This window comes from Paenibacillus sp. JNUCC 35, from assembly GCF_058269095.1.
On the sequence record NZ_CM177771.1, the window covers coordinates 2,852,387 to 2,872,845 of the forward strand.

General features: G+C 51.4%; 16 protein-coding genes. 13 read left to right on the forward strand and 3 right to left on the reverse strand.

The features are described from left to right. Positions 1–37: 37 nt before the first annotated feature. From AC2TF6_RS12995 to AC2TF6_RS13035, 9 genes are all read left to right on the forward strand, one after another. Positions 38–1,552 (forward strand): GMC oxidoreductase, encoded by a 1,515-nt coding sequence (locus tag AC2TF6_RS12995; RefSeq protein ID WP_491311370.1) that lies wholly within the window; start codon positions 38–40, stop codon positions 1,550–1,552. Positions 1,553–1,606: 54 nt separating this feature from the next. Next, positions 1,607–3,355, forward strand: coding sequence for an ABC transporter ATP-binding protein (locus AC2TF6_RS13000; protein ID WP_491311636.1), 1,749 nt, complete (start codon positions 1,607–1,609; stop codon positions 3,353–3,355). Between the two features lie 14 nt (positions 3,356–3,369). Next, positions 3,370–5,391 (forward strand): ABC transporter ATP-binding protein, encoded by a 2,022-nt coding sequence (locus AC2TF6_RS13005; protein WP_491311371.1) that lies wholly within the window; start codon positions 3,370–3,372, stop codon positions 5,389–5,391. Between the two features lie 159 nt (positions 5,392–5,550). Then, positions 5,551–6,819, forward strand: coding sequence for an MDR family MFS transporter (locus AC2TF6_RS13010; RefSeq protein WP_491311372.1), 1,269 nt, complete (start codon positions 5,551–5,553; stop codon positions 6,817–6,819). A gap of 352 nt (positions 6,820–7,171) precedes the next feature. Beyond that, positions 7,172–7,984 carry an alpha/beta fold hydrolase gene (locus AC2TF6_RS13015; protein WP_491311373.1) on the forward strand — a complete coding sequence of 271 codons (813 nt, stop codon included), beginning with the start codon at positions 7,172–7,174 and terminating at the stop codon, positions 7,982–7,984. Positions 7,985–8,213: 229 nt separating this feature from the next. After that, positions 8,214–8,648: a YciI family protein gene (locus tag AC2TF6_RS13020; protein ID WP_326050224.1), complete on the forward strand. Its 435-nt coding sequence runs from the start codon at positions 8,214–8,216 to the stop codon at positions 8,646–8,648. Next, entirely contained in the window at positions 8,645–9,910 is a 1,266-nt protein-coding gene (locus tag AC2TF6_RS13025) for an RNA polymerase sigma factor (protein ID WP_491311374.1), read from the forward strand. The genes AC2TF6_RS13020 and AC2TF6_RS13025 overlap by 4 nt, the downstream gene beginning before the upstream one ends. 108 nt (positions 9,911–10,018) lie before the next feature. After that, entirely contained in the window at positions 10,019–10,453 is a 435-nt protein-coding gene (locus AC2TF6_RS13030; RefSeq protein WP_491311375.1) for a YciI family protein, read from the forward strand. Between the two features lie 13 nt (positions 10,454–10,466). Further along, the gene (locus AC2TF6_RS13035) at positions 10,467–10,817 is read left to right on the forward strand and encodes a DUF1801 domain-containing protein (protein ID WP_491311376.1); all 351 of its coding nucleotides are present in this window, start codon (positions 10,467–10,469) and stop codon (positions 10,815–10,817) included. A gap of 181 nt (positions 10,818–10,998) precedes the next feature. Here the strand turns inward: AC2TF6_RS13035 and AC2TF6_RS13040 are convergent, their stop codons facing one another. Then, positions 10,999–11,703, reverse strand: a complete 705-nt coding sequence (locus AC2TF6_RS13040; protein ID WP_491311377.1) for an MBL fold metallo-hydrolase — start codon at positions 11,701–11,703, stop codon at positions 10,999–11,001. A gap of 339 nt (positions 11,704–12,042) precedes the next feature. Next, positions 12,043–12,540, reverse strand: coding sequence for a DinB family protein (locus tag AC2TF6_RS13045; protein ID WP_491311378.1), 498 nt, complete (start codon positions 12,538–12,540; stop codon positions 12,043–12,045). Between the two features lie 386 nt (positions 12,541–12,926). Here AC2TF6_RS13045 and AC2TF6_RS13050 point away from each other — a divergent pair, with 386 nt between their 5' ends. Beyond that, positions 12,927–14,654, forward strand: coding sequence for an ABC transporter ATP-binding protein (locus AC2TF6_RS13050; RefSeq protein WP_491311379.1), 1,728 nt, complete (start codon positions 12,927–12,929; stop codon positions 14,652–14,654). A gap of 174 nt (positions 14,655–14,828) precedes the next feature. After that, entirely contained in the window at positions 14,829–17,213 is a 2,385-nt protein-coding gene (locus AC2TF6_RS13055) for a polyprenyl synthetase family protein (RefSeq protein WP_491311380.1), read from the forward strand. Between the two features lie 107 nt (positions 17,214–17,320). Here the strand turns inward: AC2TF6_RS13055 and AC2TF6_RS13060 are convergent, their stop codons facing one another. Next, on the reverse strand, positions 17,321–18,508 hold the full coding sequence (locus AC2TF6_RS13060) for a multidrug effflux MFS transporter (protein ID WP_491311381.1): 1,188 nt from the start codon (positions 18,506–18,508) through the stop codon (positions 17,321–17,323). Between the two features lie 205 nt (positions 18,509–18,713). Here AC2TF6_RS13060 and AC2TF6_RS13065 point away from each other — a divergent pair, with 205 nt between their 5' ends. Together AC2TF6_RS13065 and AC2TF6_RS13070 are read left to right on the forward strand one after the other, a co-directional pair. After that, positions 18,714–19,685: a phosphotransferase family protein gene (locus AC2TF6_RS13065; RefSeq protein WP_491311382.1), complete on the forward strand. Its 972-nt coding sequence runs from the start codon at positions 18,714–18,716 to the stop codon at positions 19,683–19,685. A 166-nt stretch (positions 19,686–19,851) separates the two neighbouring features. Then, on the forward strand, positions 19,852–20,367 hold the full coding sequence (locus AC2TF6_RS13070; RefSeq protein WP_491311383.1) for a TetR/AcrR family transcriptional regulator: 516 nt from the start codon (positions 19,852–19,854) through the stop codon (positions 20,365–20,367). Positions 20,368–20,459 lie beyond the last annotated feature (92 nt).

The window sequence follows — 20,459 nt, forward strand, 5'->3', positions numbered from 1 at the left end:
CCTGGCAATTGAAATAATCAAGTATGGGGGAATCACCTTGACCAAGCAATTCGATGTATGTGTGATCGGCAGCGGAGCCGGCGGCTCCGTTGTCAGCAAGTATTTGGCCGAGAAAGGCCTGGAAGTCGTCATCGTGGAACAAGGCGAACTCATTGAACCCGGAACGAATATAGATTCGGTCATGAGCCATGCGGAGAAAGCCTACGCGAGAGAGTCGGACGGAACCTGGGGAAATAACGGCTATCCGTGGTCTGCCAGTGCGGTTGGCGGCGGAACGATTTTTTATGCCGGTATCTCGTTCCGATACAAAGACGTCGACTTCGATGCGAGGGACTACGTGGCGCCCGATGCCCTGGACCCCCAGTGGCCCATCCGGTATTCGGATTTGGACCCCTACTACAACAAGATTGAACAGTGGCTCGGGGTGTCCGGGGATTTGAATGCCGATCCGTTCAAAAACAGGGCCGGTACCGGTTCGCTCCGAACGGCTCATTCCTACAGCCAGCAGGGAGCCCTGATCGACCAGGCGGGCAAAGAGCTCGGCCTGCATCCGTTTCCGACTCCGCTGGCGGTTAACACAACGGATCATAACGGATATCCGGGCTGCGACAACTTAACCAGCTGCACGGATTACGCGTGCCCGATCGGCGCCAAAGCGGACAGTTTTACGCGTATTTTGAAGCCCGTGTTGAAGCTGGAGCATGTGACGCTGATGAAAAATACGAAGGCTCTGGCGTTCCATCAGACGGACCCGTCCGTAATCGACTCCTTGGAATGCCTGGATTTGGGCACGAAAGAACGGTTCCACATCAGAGCGAAACAATTCGTACTGGCCGGAAACGCCATCCAAAGTGCCGCGCTCGTGCTGCGTTCAACGAACAAATGGTGGCCGGACGGAGTAGGGAACAAATCCGGTCTGGTCGGCTCGGGATTAAGCTTCAAGAACAGCGAATACGTATCCGGCTGGGTGGACAATCATCCCTACGAGCAATTGAACGAACCGCTCAAAGGGCTGTACTCCACCGTTTCGATTACGGATTATTATCAGGACCCGCATTGCCATTCCGGCCTGGGCGGGCTGATCTACGAAGCGAACCCGTGGACCTATTACGGCCATGAAGGCAGCGGCATGTATGTTCAATTGGAATGTATCATAGCGGACCAGCCTATGGTAACCAATAAAGTCCGGTTATCGAACGATAAAGAAGCCACGGGGGTACCCAAAATTGTCCTTGATTATCAGACACATGAATGGGACAAGCGCCGGCTGAGCTTTATGATCGAGAGGGCCGGAGAAATTTTGACGGCCATGGGAGCCAAGCAGGTACAATGCAACCCTTCCTACTACTATTTAGGAAGCGCTCATTTGCATGGAACATGCAGAGCAGGCACGGATGAGCTGACGTCCGTCGTCGATAAATTCGGCCGGTTCCATACGATCGACAATTTGTTTGCGGCGGACGGGTCCTTCATGCCTTTTGCGGGCGGGGTCAATCCGACCTTGACGATCCAGGCCAACGCTTTACGAATAGCCGAAAATATGAGTGTCTGATTACACGCGATACCTGTGTAAGGCGGGAAATCCGGAAGCAGGGAAGTGATCGTTATCGTTTCTGTTTTAGTAAGGCTCGGCTGGTTTTTTAAAGAGCATAAAATCCGGTATACGTTGGCGGTGCTCATCCTGGTCCTCGTAAACGGGGTCGAAATGCTGCCGCCACTGCTGCTGGGCTCCGCTCTTGACCATATCCAGCAAAACACGCTGACCCCGGCGAGTCTGGCGCAGTATATCGGATTTATTCTCGGGCTTGCCGTCGTCATCTATACCCTGAATTACGCTTGGATGTTTCAGTTGCACGGCGGAGCGAACCGTCTGCAGTTGAAGATGCGTTCACGTTTGATGGCCCATCTGTTAAAGATGACACCGCCCTTTTTCGAAAAGTACCGGACCGGAGATCTCATGGCCCGGGCGACCAACGATATCAAATCCATCGGAGAAACGTCGGGTTCCGGCATTTTGACCTTAGTCGATTCCTGTTTGTTTTCGGCGACGATCCTGATTACGATGGGCTTTTTTATCGACTGGAATTTAATGCTGGTCACCATCTTGCCGCTTCCGCTTATCGCGGCGGTCATTACCTTTTTCGGAAAATACCTTCACCGCCGTTTTACGATCGCACAGGATGCTTTCGGCACGCTTAACGATCAAGTGCTGGAGACCATTACCGGTATTCGCGTTGTTAGAGCTTATGTGCGGGAAGAGGCGAATCAGAAAAAATTTGAAATTATGGCGGAAGATCTGTTCCGGAAAAATGTCGCCATCGCGCGGGTCGAAGCTTTATTCGAGCCCACCATCCGCATGTTAATCGGGATCAGTTATTTGATCGGTCTCGGATACGGGACCTATCTGGTTTTTCAGCAGCGCATTTCACTGGGCGAACTGATCACGTTTAACGTCTATTTGGGCATGCTGATCTGGCCCATGTATGCGATCGGTGAACTGATTAATATTATGCAGCGGGGGAGCGCTTCCTTGGACCGTTTGGATGAGATCATGACCTATCCGCCCGACGTACGGGATGGGGAAGATCTTGAGGAGAACATCGCGCTGCCGCATACCCTGCTATTCCACCGCGTAAGCTTCCGCTATCCGTCTTCCCAAACCGATAACCTGAAAAACATCACGCTGCATATAAACCGCGGCCAGACCATCGGTATCGTCGGCCGGACAGGAAGCGGCAAGACTACCCTGTTAAGGCAGCTGCTCAGGGAGTATCCGGCAGACAGGGGCGAAATCACCGTTTCGGGCATCCCGCTGGAACGCATTCGGCTTGAAGCCTGGAATCAATGGATCGGTTATGTCCCGCAGGAGCAGCTGCTATTTTCGAAAACCGTCAAAGAAAATGTTCGATTCGGCAAGGAGAACTCGACCGACCAGGAAGTGTTCCGAGCTCTGGAGCTGGCGTCCTTTATGCAGGATATTCATACGCTTCCGGACGGGATTGATACCCTGGTAGGGGAAAGAGGGGTGTCCTTGTCGGGCGGACAGAAGCAAAGAATCGCTTTTGCGCGGGCGATCATTTGCGAACCCGAAATTCTGCTGCTGGATGACGCTTTATCCGCTGTCGACGCTAAAACGGAGGCGAGCATAATCGCGAACCTTATTGCGGAGCGAAAGGGGCGTACGACGCTCATTTCGACGCACCGGTTATCCGCCGTGGAACATTCCGATTTCATCGTCGTAATGGATCAGGGCCGAATCGTCCAATGCGGCGCGCATGTACAATTGATTGCCTGCCACGGTTGGTATAAAGAACAATACGAGTCACAAAAATTGCAAATGAACTTGTTAAAGTGAGCGTGGAAAATCCTATGAATGTAGGAAAGAAACTGTTCAAGTATGTTCTTTATTACAAGAAATCGTTTATCGGGGCGCTTTGTCTTCTCTTGCTGATGGTAGCGGCGGAATTGTCCGGACCGCTTATCGCCAAACAGTTAATCGACCAACATATTCTGGGGATTGAAAAACCTTGGTACGAAACACGGGAACCCGGGGAAAATGCCGTGCCTTATAAAGGGAAGTATTACAAAAGAGGCGATTATTTTCACGAGCAGGAAGAGAGAGGACAAGAGGTCCGCATTCTCCAGGTGCAGCGGCAGTTCGTATTTGTTCCGGAAGCCGTGAAGGTGGACGGTGAACGCCTTGTACAAGGCGAACAACTCATCATCAAGCGAAATGCGGAAACCGGGACTTATCCGGCCGATATTCTCTCCACGCGCGACTTGTTTCGCTTTTATGAACCGGAATTGGGGAAGATCGTCAACTTGATCCTTCTTTATTTCGGACTCGTAGGGGCAGCCAGCTTGCTCGAATACGGTCAAACGTATGCCTTGCAAGTCTCTTCCAACCGTGTCATCCAAAAAATGCGGGTAGATGTTCTAAAGCAAATCCACCGGATTCCCATTCCGTACTTCGATCGAATACCGGCCGGCCGGATCGTATCTTGCGTAACCAACGATACCGAAGCCGTGAAAGAATTGTTTGTTACCGTATTGAGAAATTTTTTCACCGGAGCCGTCTACATCACCGGAATCTTGACGGCCCTCTTTATACTGGACGTTAGGCTTGCGCTTATTTGCACGCTTATCATTCCTGCCCTTGCAGGCTGGATTTACCTTTATCAGAAATTTGCATCCAAGTACAGCCAAACCATCCGCTCCACATTGAGCGATATCAACGGATTGATCAACGAAACCATTCAATGTATGCCTGTCATTCGCGCGTTCTCCCGGCAGCGCACCGTGCGGCAGGAATTTGAGGATAAAAATGTACGTTACTTTACGTATTCCAATAAACTGCTTACCTTAAAAGCGCTCACCTCCAATAATCTGGTTACGGTTCTCAGAAGTCTCGCTCTCGCCGCAATCATCTGGTATTTCGGCGGCGCCGGTTTGAGCCATCCATCCGTTTTCACCTTTGGCATGATTTATGCCTTTGTGGAATATGTGGAACGCTTATTCCAGCCTCTGGTGGGAATGGTGAATCAACTGGCTCAGCTGAATCATTCCCTCGTTTCGGCCGAACGGGTTTTCAGGCTGATGGAAGAGGAAGGTTCGGATGTCGTAGACGAGGAAACGCCGAGAATGAAAGGGAACGTAAAATTCGAGAACGTTTCCTTTGCCTATTCGGACGATCATTACGTTCTCCGAGATATTTCTTTCGAGGCGAAGCAGGGACAGACGATCGCATTCGTCGGGCATACGGGATCGGGGAAAAGTTCCATCATGAACGTACTGCTGAGATTTTACGAGCTGCAAAAGGGAACCGTTACGATTGACGGGCACAATATCCACACCCTTTCCAGGCAGCAAGTAAGGAAACAGATCGGCATCGTTCTACAGGAACCCTTCTTGTTCACAGGCACCATTGCCAGCAATATCAGTTTGGACAATCCGGCCATCAGCCGTGAGTTGATCGAGGATTCGCTAAGAGCGGTCGGAGCCCAGCGCGTGCTTCAACATTTGCCCAATGGATTGGATGAACCCGTGATTGAAAAAGGAAGCACCTTATCGGTCGGGCAGAAGCAGCTGATTTCGTTTGCAAGGGCACTCGCCTACAACACGCCTGTCCTTATCCTGGATGAGGCAACGTCCAACATCGACACGGAGACCGAAGGGATGATCCAATCGGCACTGGAAGTGTTGAAGAAAGGAAGAACTACGTTTGTCATTGCCCACCGGTTGTCTACCATCCATCATGCGGACCTCATTCTAGTGATGGACCGAGGCCAAATCGCGGAACGCGGCAGTCACGACGAATTGATGCGGCAGCGGGGCATCTACTACCAGATGTATCAATTGCAAATGCGTGATAGGGCGAACGTTCCCGTTTAATCCAAGAAAGCAGTCGACCGCATCGTGCGGACGCTGCTTTCTTGCTTTTTAAGCAAATCGGCGTGGATGAGAAAATCCTGTGGAAATATAGGGTTGTAAAAATTCCCTGTTCATGGTAATTTAGCTCCTATCCAGTAAGAATCAGGAGGATTATTTCACATGAATTGGCTCAAATGGGATCTGAATCTGAAAATCAGATTAACAGGCGATACCGTGTTCAATCTGCTTTTTTGGATGTATTTCCCTTTCATCACCTTGTTTTTCAGCGAAGCGTTCGGCAAATCCGTTGCCAGCGTGCTGATGGCTGTACCGCCTATATTCAGCCTGGCTGGCGGCTTGTTCGGCGGTTTTTTGTCGGACCGCCTGGGCAGAAGGCCGGCCATGCTGCTTGGCGCGTTTATGCAAGCTTCGATGTTTGCCGTGTTTGCGTTATCTTCATCCCACTGGCTGGACTATTTCGCTTACATCGGCATCGGCCTCGGGGGAGCCATCTATAATCCGGCCAGTTCGGCCATGGTGGCGGATGTGACGCCACCCAAAGACAGGCGGATGGTCTATGCCACTTTTGTGACCGGAAGGAACATCGGGGCCGTGTTCGGACCCGCGCTCGGTTCGGTCTTCTTTTTCCAGTACCGGCAAGAGCTGCTCTGGACCTGCACCGCTGTCACGCTGCTGTATTCGCTGGCCATCCTGCTGATGATCAAGGAGACGCTGCCGGCCGCGGCCGGAGCAGCCCGGCAAAGCATGAGACTGTCCGGAATTTTGAAGGAGCAGGTGAGCAGCTACGGCGTCATTTTCCGGGATAAACTATTTGCTCTCTACATCGCCGCAGGCGTTCTGGTTACGATCGCCTTTATGCAGCTCGATATGTACCTGGCGGTGTACGTGACCGAATACGTACCGGCGCAGAAGCTGCTGACCATCCGGGATTGGAGCTTTTCCCTCAGCAGTTCGCAGGCATTCGGTTTGATCCTCGGTCTCAACGGCCTATTGTTCGTCCTGTTTGTGATGCCGGTAACGAAATGGTTTGAAACATGGCCGGAACGCAACGTCCTTATCCTGTCTTCCCTGCTGTTCGGAGCGGGAATGTTTATGTTCGGGTTCACGACACAAATATGGCTGCTGCTGATTTTCACGGTTATTTTCACGATTGGAGAGCTGTCACGCAGCCCGGTTACGGAAAGCTTCATCAGCAAATATGCGCCGGACCATGCCAGAGGCCGGTATATGGGGGCATCGGGTCTTCAGTTTTCGATCGGCAGGCTGATTGCGCCCGTTACGGTTTTGTTCTCGGCCTGGTTTCCTCCGCTAGTGGTGTTCGGATTTATTTTTTTGGTTACCATCCTCAGTTCTCTCCTTTATATACGCCTGTTTAAAATGCTCCCTGCCAGCTACTACGACCACCAGCGGGAAGCGGATGCCGTCTGACTAAGAAACGATTGGGGGCAAAATAAACGAACTTGAAAGAAAGCCGGAAAGGCTTTCTTTTTTTGTTGCGGAGATGCGGATTATATGAAGCAAAAAATAATTTTCTTTTTTGGCAGGGGTTGTCGATTTTGCCGTTTGCGCTTCGTCGTCTTAATAGAAGGCGGTTGGTGAAGCTAAGATGTGAGCCAAACCAAACCTAAAGAAAAGCGGGAAAGAAAGCGGTGGAGAAAGAAGCGGTTGAAGACAGGCACGTTGGAAAGACACCCGCCTGCATTGTCCAGTACTTTCCAAAAACAGCGTTCCGTTTTAAGATAGCTAAATAATCCGTTCAGCAGAAAAGGAGACATTTAGGATGGACTCGGTAATTTCAAAAGACGGCACAAAAATCGTTTACGACAAGACAGGGCAAGGCCCGGCGCTTATTCTCGTGACCGGAGCGTTCAGCTACCGCAAATTTCCGGGACAGGTGCAGCTGGCCGAGCTGCTGTCCGGGCAATTCACGGTGTACAACTACGACCGGCGGGGAAGAGGCGACAGCGGAGACAAACAGCCCTATGCCATCGAACGCGAAATCGAGGATCTGCAGGCCGTTATTGACGAAGCCGGCGGTTCCGCTTTCGTCTGGGGATTGTCTTCCGGAGCGGTCCTTGCCCTGCAGGCGGCGGCGAGCGGGGCGGGCATCGCCAAATTGGCTTTGCATGAACCCCCGTTTGTGGTCGACCCGGCCGATCGGAAGCCGCCGCACAATTTTACGGCGCATGTAAGCGAGCTAATTGCCGCCGGACGTCGTGCCGAGGCCATCAAATATTTTATGACTCAGGGCATGGGCGCGCCTTCGTTCGTGGTCGGCATGATGAAGCTGATGCCGGGTGTCTGGTCAAACCTAGTGGCCGTTGCTCATACGCTCCCTTACGATGCCGCCCTGCTCGACGGCTATATGGAAGGAACGCCATTGCCAGCCGAATTATGGCGCTCCGTCACGCTGCCTGTTCTTGTGCTTGAAGGCACGGAAAGTCCGGCGGGTCTGCGTCATGGCGCGCAAGCGCTCGCTCATGCCCTTCCCAATGCGCGGCTGCTCAGCAAGAAAGGACTCGGCCATACGAAAAAGCTCCCCGCAAAGTTAATTTCAGCGGAACTTTCGGCGTTTTTTACAGGAAAACAGTAAAGTTCGATTTGCAGCTGGCAGGCAATCGGGGGAAGGGTAGTGTCCGGAATGTGACCTATATTTCCGAATGGCAGGAACTAGACTTGCTTCCGCCGAAACTTAGTAACCAAAGTTAACGTGAGAAATCGAAAATGAAAAATAGAAAACGAAAAATGATCCGGTTGTCGATCGTTCGTATACCCATTCGTCGTATAAGTGAAGGTTCACGAAAAAGAGGAGGAATATACCGATGAGATTTATGATGATTGTTAAAGCGACGACGGATTCCGAGGCAGGGGTCATGCCCAGCCAAGAGCTTATCGAGGCGATGCAGAAGTATAACGAAGAATTGGTAAAAGCGGGCGTTCTGCTGGCCGCCGACGGCCTGCAGCCAAGCTCGAGCGGAATCCGGATTTCCTATCCGGAACCCGGAGGCAAACCGAAGGTGGTGGACGGACCGTTCACCGAGGCGAAAGAAATGATTGCGGGCTACACGCTTATTGAAGTCAAAACGAGAGAAGAAGCTATCGAGTGGGCTATGCGTATGCCGGATCCGCACGGATATGGACAAGGCGAGATCGAGCTGAGACAGGTGTTTGAGGTGGAAGATCTGATGAGTAATCCCGAGACGGCCGAGAAGGAAAAATCGCTCCGCAGGCAGGTTGAGGAGCAGAAGAAAGCGTGACGCAGTCTTCCGCACACCGGACGATCGATGCGATATGGCGTATCGAATCGGCCAAACTTATCGCGGGACTGACGCGTATGGTGAGGGACGTAGGACTCGCAGAGGATCTCGCCCAGGATGCTCTCGTAATCGCGCTGGAGAAATGGCCCCTTTCCGGGATTCCGGACAATCCCGGGGCCTGGCTGATGACGACGGCGAAGCGGCGTGCGATTGACCTCCTGCGAAGAACGAAGGTGCGTGACCGGAAATACGCCGAAATGGCCCAAAGCATGGATTTGTATACGGAGGAAGACCTCAATCCCACACTGGACGGGGAGATCGGCGACGATCTCCTCCGTCTGATCTTTATGACCTGCCATCCGGTGCTGTCGTGGGAAGCCCGAGTCGCGCTGACGCTCCGGCTGTTATGCGGGCTTACCACGGATGAAATCGCCCGTTCTTTCCTGTCTGCGGAGTCAACGGTTGCCCAGCGGATCGTACGAGCCAAAAAAACGTTAAGCACGGAGAAAATACCTTTTGAGGTGCCGGCCGGAGAAGCGCTCAAGGAACGTTTGTCGGCCGTACTCGAGGTGATTTACCTGATGTTTAATGAAGGCTATTCCGCAACGTCGGGGGAGGACTGGATCCGGCCGCTGCTGTGCCAGGAGGCGTTGAGACTGGGACGCGTGCTGGCCGAGATCGCTCCGGGGGAAGGGGAGGTCCATGGACTGGTCGCCCTGATGGAAATTCAATCTTCGCGGTTTCGAACGCGGATTGGCGCAGCGGGCGAACCCGTCCTCTTGATGGACCAGAACCGCGCGCAGTGGGACCGCCTGCTGATACGGCGGGGTTTGGCGGCACTCGAACGCAGCCGGAAGCTCGGACGCCCGCTCGGTCCTTATGCGCTGCAGGCTGCCATATCCGCCTGCCATGCGGAGGCGCTTCACCCGGCCGAGACCGATTGGATCCTGATCGCGGCGCTTTACGAAGCGCTGTCAAGAGCTGCGCCGTCGCCGATTGTCGAGCTGAACCGGGCCGTCGCCATCGCTATGGCGTTCGGTCCGGCCTTCGGGCTGCAGATTGTCGACGAGTTGAGCGGCGAGCCTGCTCTGAAAGGATACCATCTGCTGCCGAGCGTCCGCGGCGACCTTCTGGTCAAGCTCGGACGGCTGGAAGAAGCCCGTGCGGAGTTTGAGCGGGCGGCTACCATGACGCGCAATGCCCGGGAACGGGATCTCTTGCTGAGCCGGGCCGCTGAGTGCAGGACGGATGCCGCGGAATAATTTTGTGCCGGCTTGTCGATTGCAAGGCTTCCCGTTCGTTGTCCTAATAAGGGGAAGAGCTGCGTAGGAAACTGCCGCAAGTATTCTTCCCGCGAGGAGGAGACGGGGATGCGATTTATGCTGATTGTAAAAGCGACAAGTTATTCGGAGGCAGGCGTAAAACCCGGCCGGGAATACGCCGAAGCGTTGGCTGCGTACCGCAAGTCACTGGCAGAGGCCGGTGTACTGCTTGCTGCGGAAGAGCTGCAGCCGAGCTCCAGCGGAATCCGGATAGGCTATTCGCCGGATGGAGAGGAGCCTGAATTCGAGACGGGGCCTTTTCAAACCGGGCAAGGGCTTTTGGCGGGCTACACACTCATTGAGGTGAATTCCGAAGGGGAGGCCGTGAACTGGGCGCGACAGATGCCGGTTCCGCCGGGACTCGGGACTTTCGGTATTGAAGTCCGAGAGCTCACTGAGCAATCCAATCGGGCAAAAGAACCGATGAATCGGGTCTTGGAAGCCGATTTGAAAAATCAGCTCGATATGCTGAAACATACCTAAAGGAGAGAAAAATATGACCCTCACGAACCAGGAAGTAACCGATTTCATTGAAGCGTTGAAGGAACAATGGCAGAAAGAACTGTCCGCCGGGCTGCGTGAGGTCGTTCACCAGGCCATCCCCGATGTGGCGGAACGGATTCAGTACAAGAAGCCGCATTTTCTGAAAAATGGAAAATACGCCGCCGTCATTTCGACTTCCAAAGATGCGGTGAGCTTTACGATCTTTAACGCCACCGATCTCCAGCTGCCCGAAGGAATGTTTGACGGTCCTCCGGAAAGAAAAACGTTGAAGCTGCGTAAAGGGGACACGTTTGATTCCGGGCTTCTGGTTCCTCTGGTTGTCCAAGCTTCAAGCGAGCTTTAAAGTTTTTCTGTAAATAAAAAAGAGCAGGGAGTAATTTAGCGGCCGCTAAGTTAATCCCTGCTTTTTATATCGAAAGTAGATTGTTTCTTATCGTGTGGTAGGCGGAATATCGTCCGGCGATCAAGCGGGAGAAGCCGTGCTTTGTGACAAATTCCCGCCCGATGGGCTGCCGCAAAATCGGTTATGCCCGTTCAGCCACTCGTGCGATGTTTTCGTTGACACCGTCCTGAACGAGACCGCCGTGGTAACAGACTACCCGATCAATGTCGAAGGCCGCGAACTTCTTCAGTGACTCCAGTGCTTGCCCCATGTCAGGCGTATTCGCAGGATTAGGTCCCATCAATTCACCGTTCTTCGCGGTCATGGCGTCTCCGGCAATCAGCGTTTTGCTGGGCGCATGGTACAGGCTGACATGGCCGGGCGTGTGCCCCGGAGTATGGATAACGGTTAATCCTCCGCCGTAAGGCAGTGTCTCTCCGTCGGCAAATGTCCGGTCCACGTTCGGGTGCGACGGATTCAGGAACGTCCGCTCGAACTGCTCCCGGACGTCTGCGGGCACCTGCTCGAGGAACCCGGCCAGCCGTTCCGGCGTCATTTTCAGCATCGGCTGCGTGCCGTTAATGGCGCCTTCGTCGCCGGGATGGGCGAGGACGGGGGCCGAGCCGCCGGTAGCAGCCAAGATGCCGGGCAGTCCCCCGATGTGGTCGATGTCCTGGTGCGTTAAAATGATGGTGCGAAGCGGCAGATCTCCGGTGCCTGCTTGTCTCGCCAGCTCCATAATGGCCGGAGCGGACCCCGGCATGCCTGTGTCGATCAGCGTCCAGGATTCCTGATCGAACACGACAACGGGATGAATCGTCATCGGTCCCAGTTGCAGTCCCAACATCTCAATACCTTCGGCAATTCGCATATGAATGCCGCTTCAAGCCTTCTGTCAGTGGCCTGAACCGGCTGCCTCCTTTCGTAGTGCGTATGGGATGAATTTATTTTAGAACTAAAAAATTTATGTGTCAATAGAGTGGGAGCGCGGTTGCATAAGGAGCCCCGCCAATATTTTGATAAGACAGTAGAAATAACTAGTCAAGGCGGCTGATGCTGGCAAAACACCGCACTGCATGAATGGAAGCGTCAAATAACTCCCGCTTTATTAGGGGCGGGGGCTACTTGACGCTTTACGGAACGATTACATACAGCAAGCGGCCGTTATGGGATCGAGAAACTTAGTTTATCGGGCTTCCTCATCGGCCGACGGACCGTAAAAGCCAGGCACCGGAATATCGAGAAGCCGCAAGTATACCCCGAGCTGCGCCCGGTGGTGGACCATGTGGCTTAATCCGAAAGTGCGGAGCGCGATCACCCGCGGCTCGCGGAGGATGACATGGCTGCCGTTGCGCAGCGTCCATTCCTCGCCGAGCGTTCTCACGTCGCATTCGGCGAGCAGCTTTTGAAACTTGTCAACGTTCGCGTCGAACTCTTCCAGAATGTCAGCGCGTTTTTCCAAAGGCTCCCGCCGCAGCGGCAGGGTCGAAAGATCAAACTCCGGGTACTGATAAATCGCGATTTGCCAGTTCAGCAAGTTGATCAGGTGCGTGGCCAGCCCGCCGAGCGTCATCGATTTCTCGTGGGGCTTCCACGACATATGCTCCTCGGGCAAGCGTTCCAGAATGCGGCGCGTATTAGTCAGTTCATGTGCTGCGTCGCCGATGATCAGTTGTTTGTCCATAATCCATCTCCTCTCTTACGGTTTAGCATACTATAAATTCCAGTCGAGTGGGGAACGCCAGTCCCGGTCGTTTGACGTTCGGTCATTCGGAACCCGGTGCCCCGAGTCTAGATAGCGTTCATTCTTGATACACATCAACATTCCCAAAGAGGTCCTAACTGAAATGTGAGGGCATCTTTTTTTTATGAATAAAACGATCTAAAAAGAACCTGTAAAAAACAACTGCAAACCGATTAACCCTTTGTTTGTCGGACTTCAGTAATGATATCCTAATAAAAAAACGGGAGTGATAACCATGACATTTTATCCGATAGCCAAAACTAGAAAGTATGCCGATTGTGCCGGAAAAACCGGCCGTGCAATCCAAACTATGCGGAGGTATCCGGGTGAAAATGATAAAAAGGTTCGTGACTTATTATAAGCCTTATAGAAAGGTACTGTTTGCCGATTTGATATTTGCGGCGCTTGCTTCCATGTGCGCGCTTGCCTTTCCGATGCTGGTCCATTTCATGACCTCGAGCGCGATCAGCGAGGAGGGGATCGCCGCTGCGCTTCTTGTCAAAATGATTGCCGTTTTTTTATTTCTGATGGCGGTTGAGTATGGAAGTAGCTTTTATACGGACTATTACGGACATGCGATGGGCGCGGCGATGGAGGCGGATATGCGAAACGACTTGTTTCGGCATGTTCAAAGTCTTCCGTTCAGCTTTCATGACAATACAGCTACCGGTCAGCTTATGTCCCGCGCCACCCATGATTTGTTTAACATATCCGAACTTGCGCACCATGGTCCGGAGGATCTGGTCATCTCGTTCGTAAGAATCGCGGGATCGGCGCTTATTTTGTGGCTGCTGAACCCCGTACTGGCCATGACTCTGTTAGGGATTCTGCCGTTTATGGTCCTGTTTGCTTACCGCTACAGTATCAAGGTAAAAGAAGCGCTGAAAAGGAACAACGAACGAATCGGAGATCTTAACGCTCAGCTGGAAGATAGTCTTGCCGGCGTTCGCGTCGTCCAGTCTTTCGCCAACGAAGAGATTGAGACCGCCAAATTCAAAGCCAGCAACGAGCTGTTCCTCGGGAGCAGAAAAAAAGGCTATAAAGCCGAGGCTTTATTTTTCAACGGGTTGACTTCATTCATGTCCTTGATGAATATAGCGGTCGTTGTCGCGGGTGCGCTTCTCATCAGCAATAACATGCTTCTCTTGACGGAATTGATTACTTTTCTGCTGTATATAAACACCATCACCGATCCGGTAAAAAGACTGGTTAACTTTACGCAAAATCTGCAAAACGGGGCGGCGGGTTTCGAGCGGTTTGTTGAAATCCTCTCGATAAAACCCGATATCACCGACTCGGAAGACGCAGTCACGTTAAATCGGGTCCGCGGAAAAATCCGATTCGAAAACGTTGGTTTCCGGTATTCGGGCGACAATTCCCCCGTGTTCAGTCATTTAAACTTAACCGTGTTTCCCGGTGAAACCGTTGCCCTGGTCGGTTCGTCCGGTGTGGGGAAAACGACCCTTTGTCAATTGATTCCCCGCTTCTACGATCCCTGTGAAGGACACGTATACGTGGACGATCTGAACATTAAAGATGTGGAGCTAAAATCGCTGCGCAGCCAAATCGGAATTGTGCAGCAGGACGTTTATTTATTCGCGGGCACCGTACGCGACAATATTAGGTACGGGAAACCGGACGCAACCGATGAGGAAATTATAGCTGCCGCCAAACTGGCGCATGCTCATGAATTCATTACGGATTTACCGGGGGCTTATGAAGCTTTTGTCGGCCAGCGGGGAAGCAAGCTTTCGGGCGGACAGAAACAACGCATCAGCATCGCCCGCATTATTTTGAGAAACCCGGCCATCCTGATCTTCGATGAAGCCACTTCCGCTCTCGACAACGAAAGCGAGAAGATCATTCAACACAGTTTGGAGACGCTGGCCCGAAACCGCACGGCCTTAATCATTGCCCACCGGTTGTCCACGATCCGGAATGCCGACCGGATTGTTGTGCTTACGGAACAGGGAATCGCCGAGGAGGGAACTCATGAGACGCTTATGAGACAGGGAGGGACGTACGCGAAGCTGTATAACATGCAGTCGAATTAAGCGCGGCTGATATGCCGGTACGGATCACGCGGAGATGTTTAAAATCCAGGTTAAACATTTCGTAACCCAAACGATTCTTTCCCGTATAAATAGAACAAAATCGGTTGCCGTCCGGCGAGGGAATTGTTCTTCTAAGCACGGTTTAACCAAATAGAAGTCGAGGTCGTGCATCCTATGAACCAGACATTTACTGATCAGGCCGAAACCTGGTACCGGCCGGCTGAGCAGAGAGCCGCGCAGTATTTCACATCGCTTTATGAACAGGTCAAGGAGAAGAGCTATGTGCCGGTCCTGACTGAAGATATTCGCGTTTGGAAAAAAGATCATATCCCGCCTTTTTCGCTATTTTCCTTTTTATCCCGGAGAAAAAGAAGGCCCGATTCACGGGATTATTCCCGATATATCCAATGGCTCCGTTACACGGGAAAATTGGACGATTATCTGGACCGGAGCATTTCTTACATTTATTTGCGGGATCTGGGCCAAGCCCTGGATTCCCCCGCCACACAGAAGAAGATCCTGGGCCTGATCGGCGATATCAAAAACCAACTGATGGATTCCGGCAAAGCGGATGGGGGAGATCAGCCGGATTATATAAGCTGGTCGGGCTTGTACCGCTGGGCCCAGAAGGAAGGTATCGAAACCGCCACAATTTGGTTAATAACCAAGCTCAAAAACGTTTCTTCCCGTATCCCCAAAGAAATGAATGCCGAGCAAGCCCAGCGCAAACTGCTCAAAATCATTCTCGGAGTCATTCTGCACGTAGACGACGATATGGAGGATGAAACGCCGCCGGATGAACGGTCCCGCAGACTTGATGAAGCCATCCGGCTCGGATATTCGTACGGTCTGACTTATCCATTCATAGACGATCTTCTCGATTCCGGTATCTTAACTGACTTAGAGAAAGAACAATTTACCGGCATGATACGCAACGCGCTTCTTACGGGTTCCGTCCCTGAATTAGGGGAGTGGTCCGAGAATAACCGGACTTTGCTGGAATTCGTACATGCGGAGCTGCGGGATGCTTTTCAGTCGATCCAGGCGTACCAGCGGCCGGAAACACGGAGAACCTTTTACGAACAATCGTATGTGTTCTTCCACTCCCAAGAGCTGGACCGTATAAAGGATCTGTCCTGTGAGTCTTACACGAATGAAGAACTGTATGTCCCCATCATTTTAAAATCCTCTTCTTCCCGGCTGATTGTGCGTTCCGTACTTAGCGCGGACGCGGACGAGGGCTTTGATAACCGGACTTTTTATTACGGCATTTACAATCAGTTGGCCGATGATTTCGCGGACATGTTCGATGACGGGAAAGACGGTGCGGTAACCCCCTATACCTACTATTTAAAATACCGGGATCGTCGTCCGGATCTGATCAATCCTTATGAATTGTACTGGACGGTTATTTCCCATCTGATTCATAACGTGTACCGCTCCGATGCCAAGACCCGTGAGGTCATCCTGGATCGTGCGATTAACGGTCTCAAACGATGTAAAGAACGTCTCGGTGCCGAAAAGTATAACGACATGATGAATATATTCGCTTCCGGAGACCCCGAATTCAACCGTCTCGTCCAAACCATGGTAAGCAAAGCGGACGATGTCGATTTCTTCGATAAACTGCTTCGGGATCAGGTGGTTACCGTTCTGCAAAATAACCGGAAGGAAAAGGAGGCCTTCTCCGATACGATCCGGACTGTCCGGGATCAGATCAACGGCTTCCTGCACATTTCCAAGCCTCACGGAATGCCGGGGATGAAAGAAGCACTTATTGACGCCGCCAATTACAGTCTGGAAGGATCGGGAAAGCGTATCCGGCCCATTTTGACCTGGGTTATGGGGGTAAACGAATACGGCCTGAAGGCGGAAGAGATCGTCCCGCTTCTCAAATCGCTCGAATATATGCACACCGCCTCCCTGATCTTTGACGATCTGCCTTCCCAGGATAATGCGTCCACGAGGAGAGGACGGCCGACCCTGCATCAGGTGCATAACATTGCCACCGCTGAGCTGACCGGTCTGTACCTGATCCAGAAGGCCACCCAAGAGCAGACATCGCTGGACCGTTTTCCAGCCAAATCCGTACTTGCCCTTATCCGCTATTCGGCCGAAAAGACCGAAGAGATGTGCATGGGACAGGCGATGGACCTGCAGGCCAGGGGAAAAGCATTGACCCTGGAGCAGTTGAACCGGATCTGCTTTTACAAGACCGGCATCGCATTCGAGGCGGCTCTCGTCATGCCGGCCATTCTTGCGGAAGTTCCGGCTCCCGAGATGGAAGCTTTGAAAAGATTCGCCTATCATGCGGGTATTGCCTTTCAGATCAAAGACGATTTGCTTGACGCGGAAGGAAATTTGGATGTGCTCGGGAAACCTGCCGGCAAAGATATTGAAAACAACAACTCGACTTTCGTGACGATATTAGGACAGGACGGCGCTGGTAAAGAGATGTGGGAACATTACTGCCTGGCTATGGAAACCCTGAAAAAGGTTCCACGCAATACCGCTTTCCTGAAGCATTTATTGGCTTATATAGTCGGCCGGGATCGTTAAACTTGCGGGAGCACAAACATAAGGCTCTGTAAAACATAAAAAAGCCGATTTTCTGAATACAGAAAATCGGCTTTCGCAGAGAAGAACGTTTACCTGAGATGGCCTCTTTATTTTACGGGATGCGGCAGCTTTTTACTTACGAATACCATTATCAGCGACAAAACGAGGAAATAAAGCGGCATGGTGAGCAAAGAATCATTGTGCAGGTAACTCATGCCGCTCGTGATCAAGCTGACAAGGATATAATAGCCCAAGCCGAAGATGGCGCCCGCAGTCCCGAGTACATCGCTGTATCGGACCAGCGCCAAGCTCAGACAGTTGGGTATGGCCATTCCGATTCCCAGCAGGAAGATAAAGATACAAACGGCCAGAAGGATTAGAAAAATTGCCGAAGGACTCGCCTTATACAATATGACGGCGGTCATGCAGGCCGCTCCGATAGCGGAGATGATCGTGCCGGTGACGATGATCTTTTCGGCGGTGAATCTCGTTAACAGTTTTTTCGACAACAAGGCTCCGAGAATGGAAGAAAGCGCCACTAGAATACCGAAAATACCGAATTCGCCCGGTGTCAGATGAAAAAACTCTATAAAAATAAACGGTGACTCGGCATAATAACTGAACAAAAGACCATTCGTTGCCCCAATGAGAAAACCGAATGCCCATAACTTTTTATCGCCAATCATGCGCCGGAATACGGACCGGATTTTGATGTTGGTCGTTACGGCTCCTTTTGTCTCGGGAAGTGCAGCGAACGTATACGCAAAAACGGCCGCGCCCATGATAACAAGCGTGAGGAATACCGCTCTGAAACCGAGCGCTTGATCTACCCAACCGCCAATTAACGGGCCGATCGCCGGAGTGAAGGCCAGCGCTGCGGAAATTTGGGCAAACACGGCGTGACGTTTGGCTCCGTCGATACTCTCGCGCAGGATGGTTTGCGTGACAACCGAGCCGGTACTGGCTCCAAAAGCCTGAACGAACCGGCTTACCAATAGCCATTCGGCGGTGCCGGACAAATAACACCCCAAGCTTCCGAGGCCATAAACGAGGATTCCCCAAAGCAGCGCGGGACGCCGTCCGATTGAATCCGAGAGCCTTCCCCAGCAGAAAACACCAAGGGCGAAGCCCAGGAAGTAGATACTGAGCGTCAGTTGGATCAAGTTCCGGCTGACCTGGAGATGATCCGCGATATCCGGTAAAGAAGGCGTGTATATCGTTTCACTAATTTGCGGAAAACCCACAAGAATAATAAACAGCAGGATGGATGGTGTTGAGATTTTTTTTGTTAACACAGTTCATGCCCCCTATAAATTGAAAAATCTCAATTCGTCCCGGGTATTAGGGGATAGGGGGCTTGCATTTAATCAATCGGGTAAATGAGAGCATGTAATTTCACCTTATTTTTTTATAGGGGGGCTATAACGAGTATTATAGCAAGAATTCTCAAAGTTCCCAAGGGTACGTTAACGAATTTACAGACACTGGAGGGGAAAAGGAATGGAGACAGAGAGCTTGAAGCTCGCCCGGCTCACAAAATTGGTTACGGAACATTATCATCTGGAGCCGCTTAGCATCAGCCGACAGCAAGGAGGATGGGCTTCCTTGGCTTACCGGATCGAGACCCCAAGTAACTCGACCTATTTTTTGAAAGAGTATGAGAAAAAACGGTCGTCAACTCCCAAATTAACCGCACGGCTGGACAAATATATCCCCGTAACCTGCTGGCTTAACGAGAACACGGACCTGGCCGGTAAAATCCCGGTGCCTCTGAAAACTCAATCGGGGGAATATGTATGTGAAAATGCGGACGGTATTTTTCTTCTTTACGAGTATATTGACGGAGAAACGATCGGAGAAAAAGCTTTAAACCAAGCTCAGATCGAACAACTGACAATTATATTGGCCGAGCTGCACAAGGTCGGAAATTCCATCCCGGTGCCTGCGGAACATCTGACGGAGGATTTTCATGTCCCTTTTATGAACACACTCAACGAAACGATGGCAGCCCGCCATTTACCTCCAAAATTAAGATCCGCAATAAAACCTTACGAAAACGTTTTGTTTGACCATATATCCATTTTGCAGGATCTATCTTCGAAATTGGCCGGTCGCATGCCGCCCTTGCGCTGGTGTCATACGGATATTCATCCCTGGAACATGATGCAGAGCGATCAACAACTGATTTTGATTGATTGGGAAGGTTTGAAGCTGGCACCGGTGGAAGCCGACTTGATGTTCCTGACAGATGAAACTTGTTTTCACGATTTCTTCGCTTTATATAAAAAAATACATCCCAACTATATCATAGATGAGGAAGCGCTCCGATTTTACAAAATCAGGAGGCTGCTTGAAGATATTTGGGAATTCACGGAACAATTTTTGTATGACGAGCAAAGTGAATCTGAAAAGGAAGGCACTCTCAAGCAATTGATCCATGAACTGGAAGCTTTGAAACGACGGGGCCGGTAATGGTTGCCTCAGGACGGCTGAAAAGTGTCGGCACAATTGCCGGCACTTTTTTGTTAAGTCTGATAACGATTAACCGGGACGACCGACTGGCTCTCCATTGACAAAATAAAATTCGAATCGTATTCTGATAAAAACATACGTCACCGTATTTAATGGGGAGGGAGTCATGCAAGTAACCAGGGAAGACTGGGTAAAAGCCGGACTAAATAAGCTGGGCGAAGCCGGCATACATGAAGTGCGTGTCGAAGTACTTGCCAAGGCGCTGAAAATAAGTAAAGGCAGCTTCTACCACTACTTTCGAGACCGTAAAGAACTTCTGGATTCCATGCTGGATTATTGGGAAGATTATGCGACCAAACGGATCATCCGGAATGTAGAACAGGATAACTCCTCGTTGGAGCAACTGCTTAATCTTAGTATTAACAACCGGAACAAGAAAATTGAGATCGGCATTTATGCCTGGGCTAAACATGATCCTATCGTGGCATCCCGATTAGTCGATATTGAGGAACAGAGAATTCATTGTATTTCCATCCTATATCAGAAGAGAGGATTGACGTTTTCAGAGGCCGCCGACAGGTCCAGACTTACCTATTTAACTTATGTAGGATGGATGACTCGGTTTGAGAGCAATACGAATTTTGATATCGTCAAAATGTTCGAGATTTTATTAAAGCTATGAACACCCTTGTCCCTAATGCGGCTGCACGTGCTGCAGGGACATAAAAAATGCACGGCCATACGGAAGCGTATGTTTTAGCTGTGAATTACCCA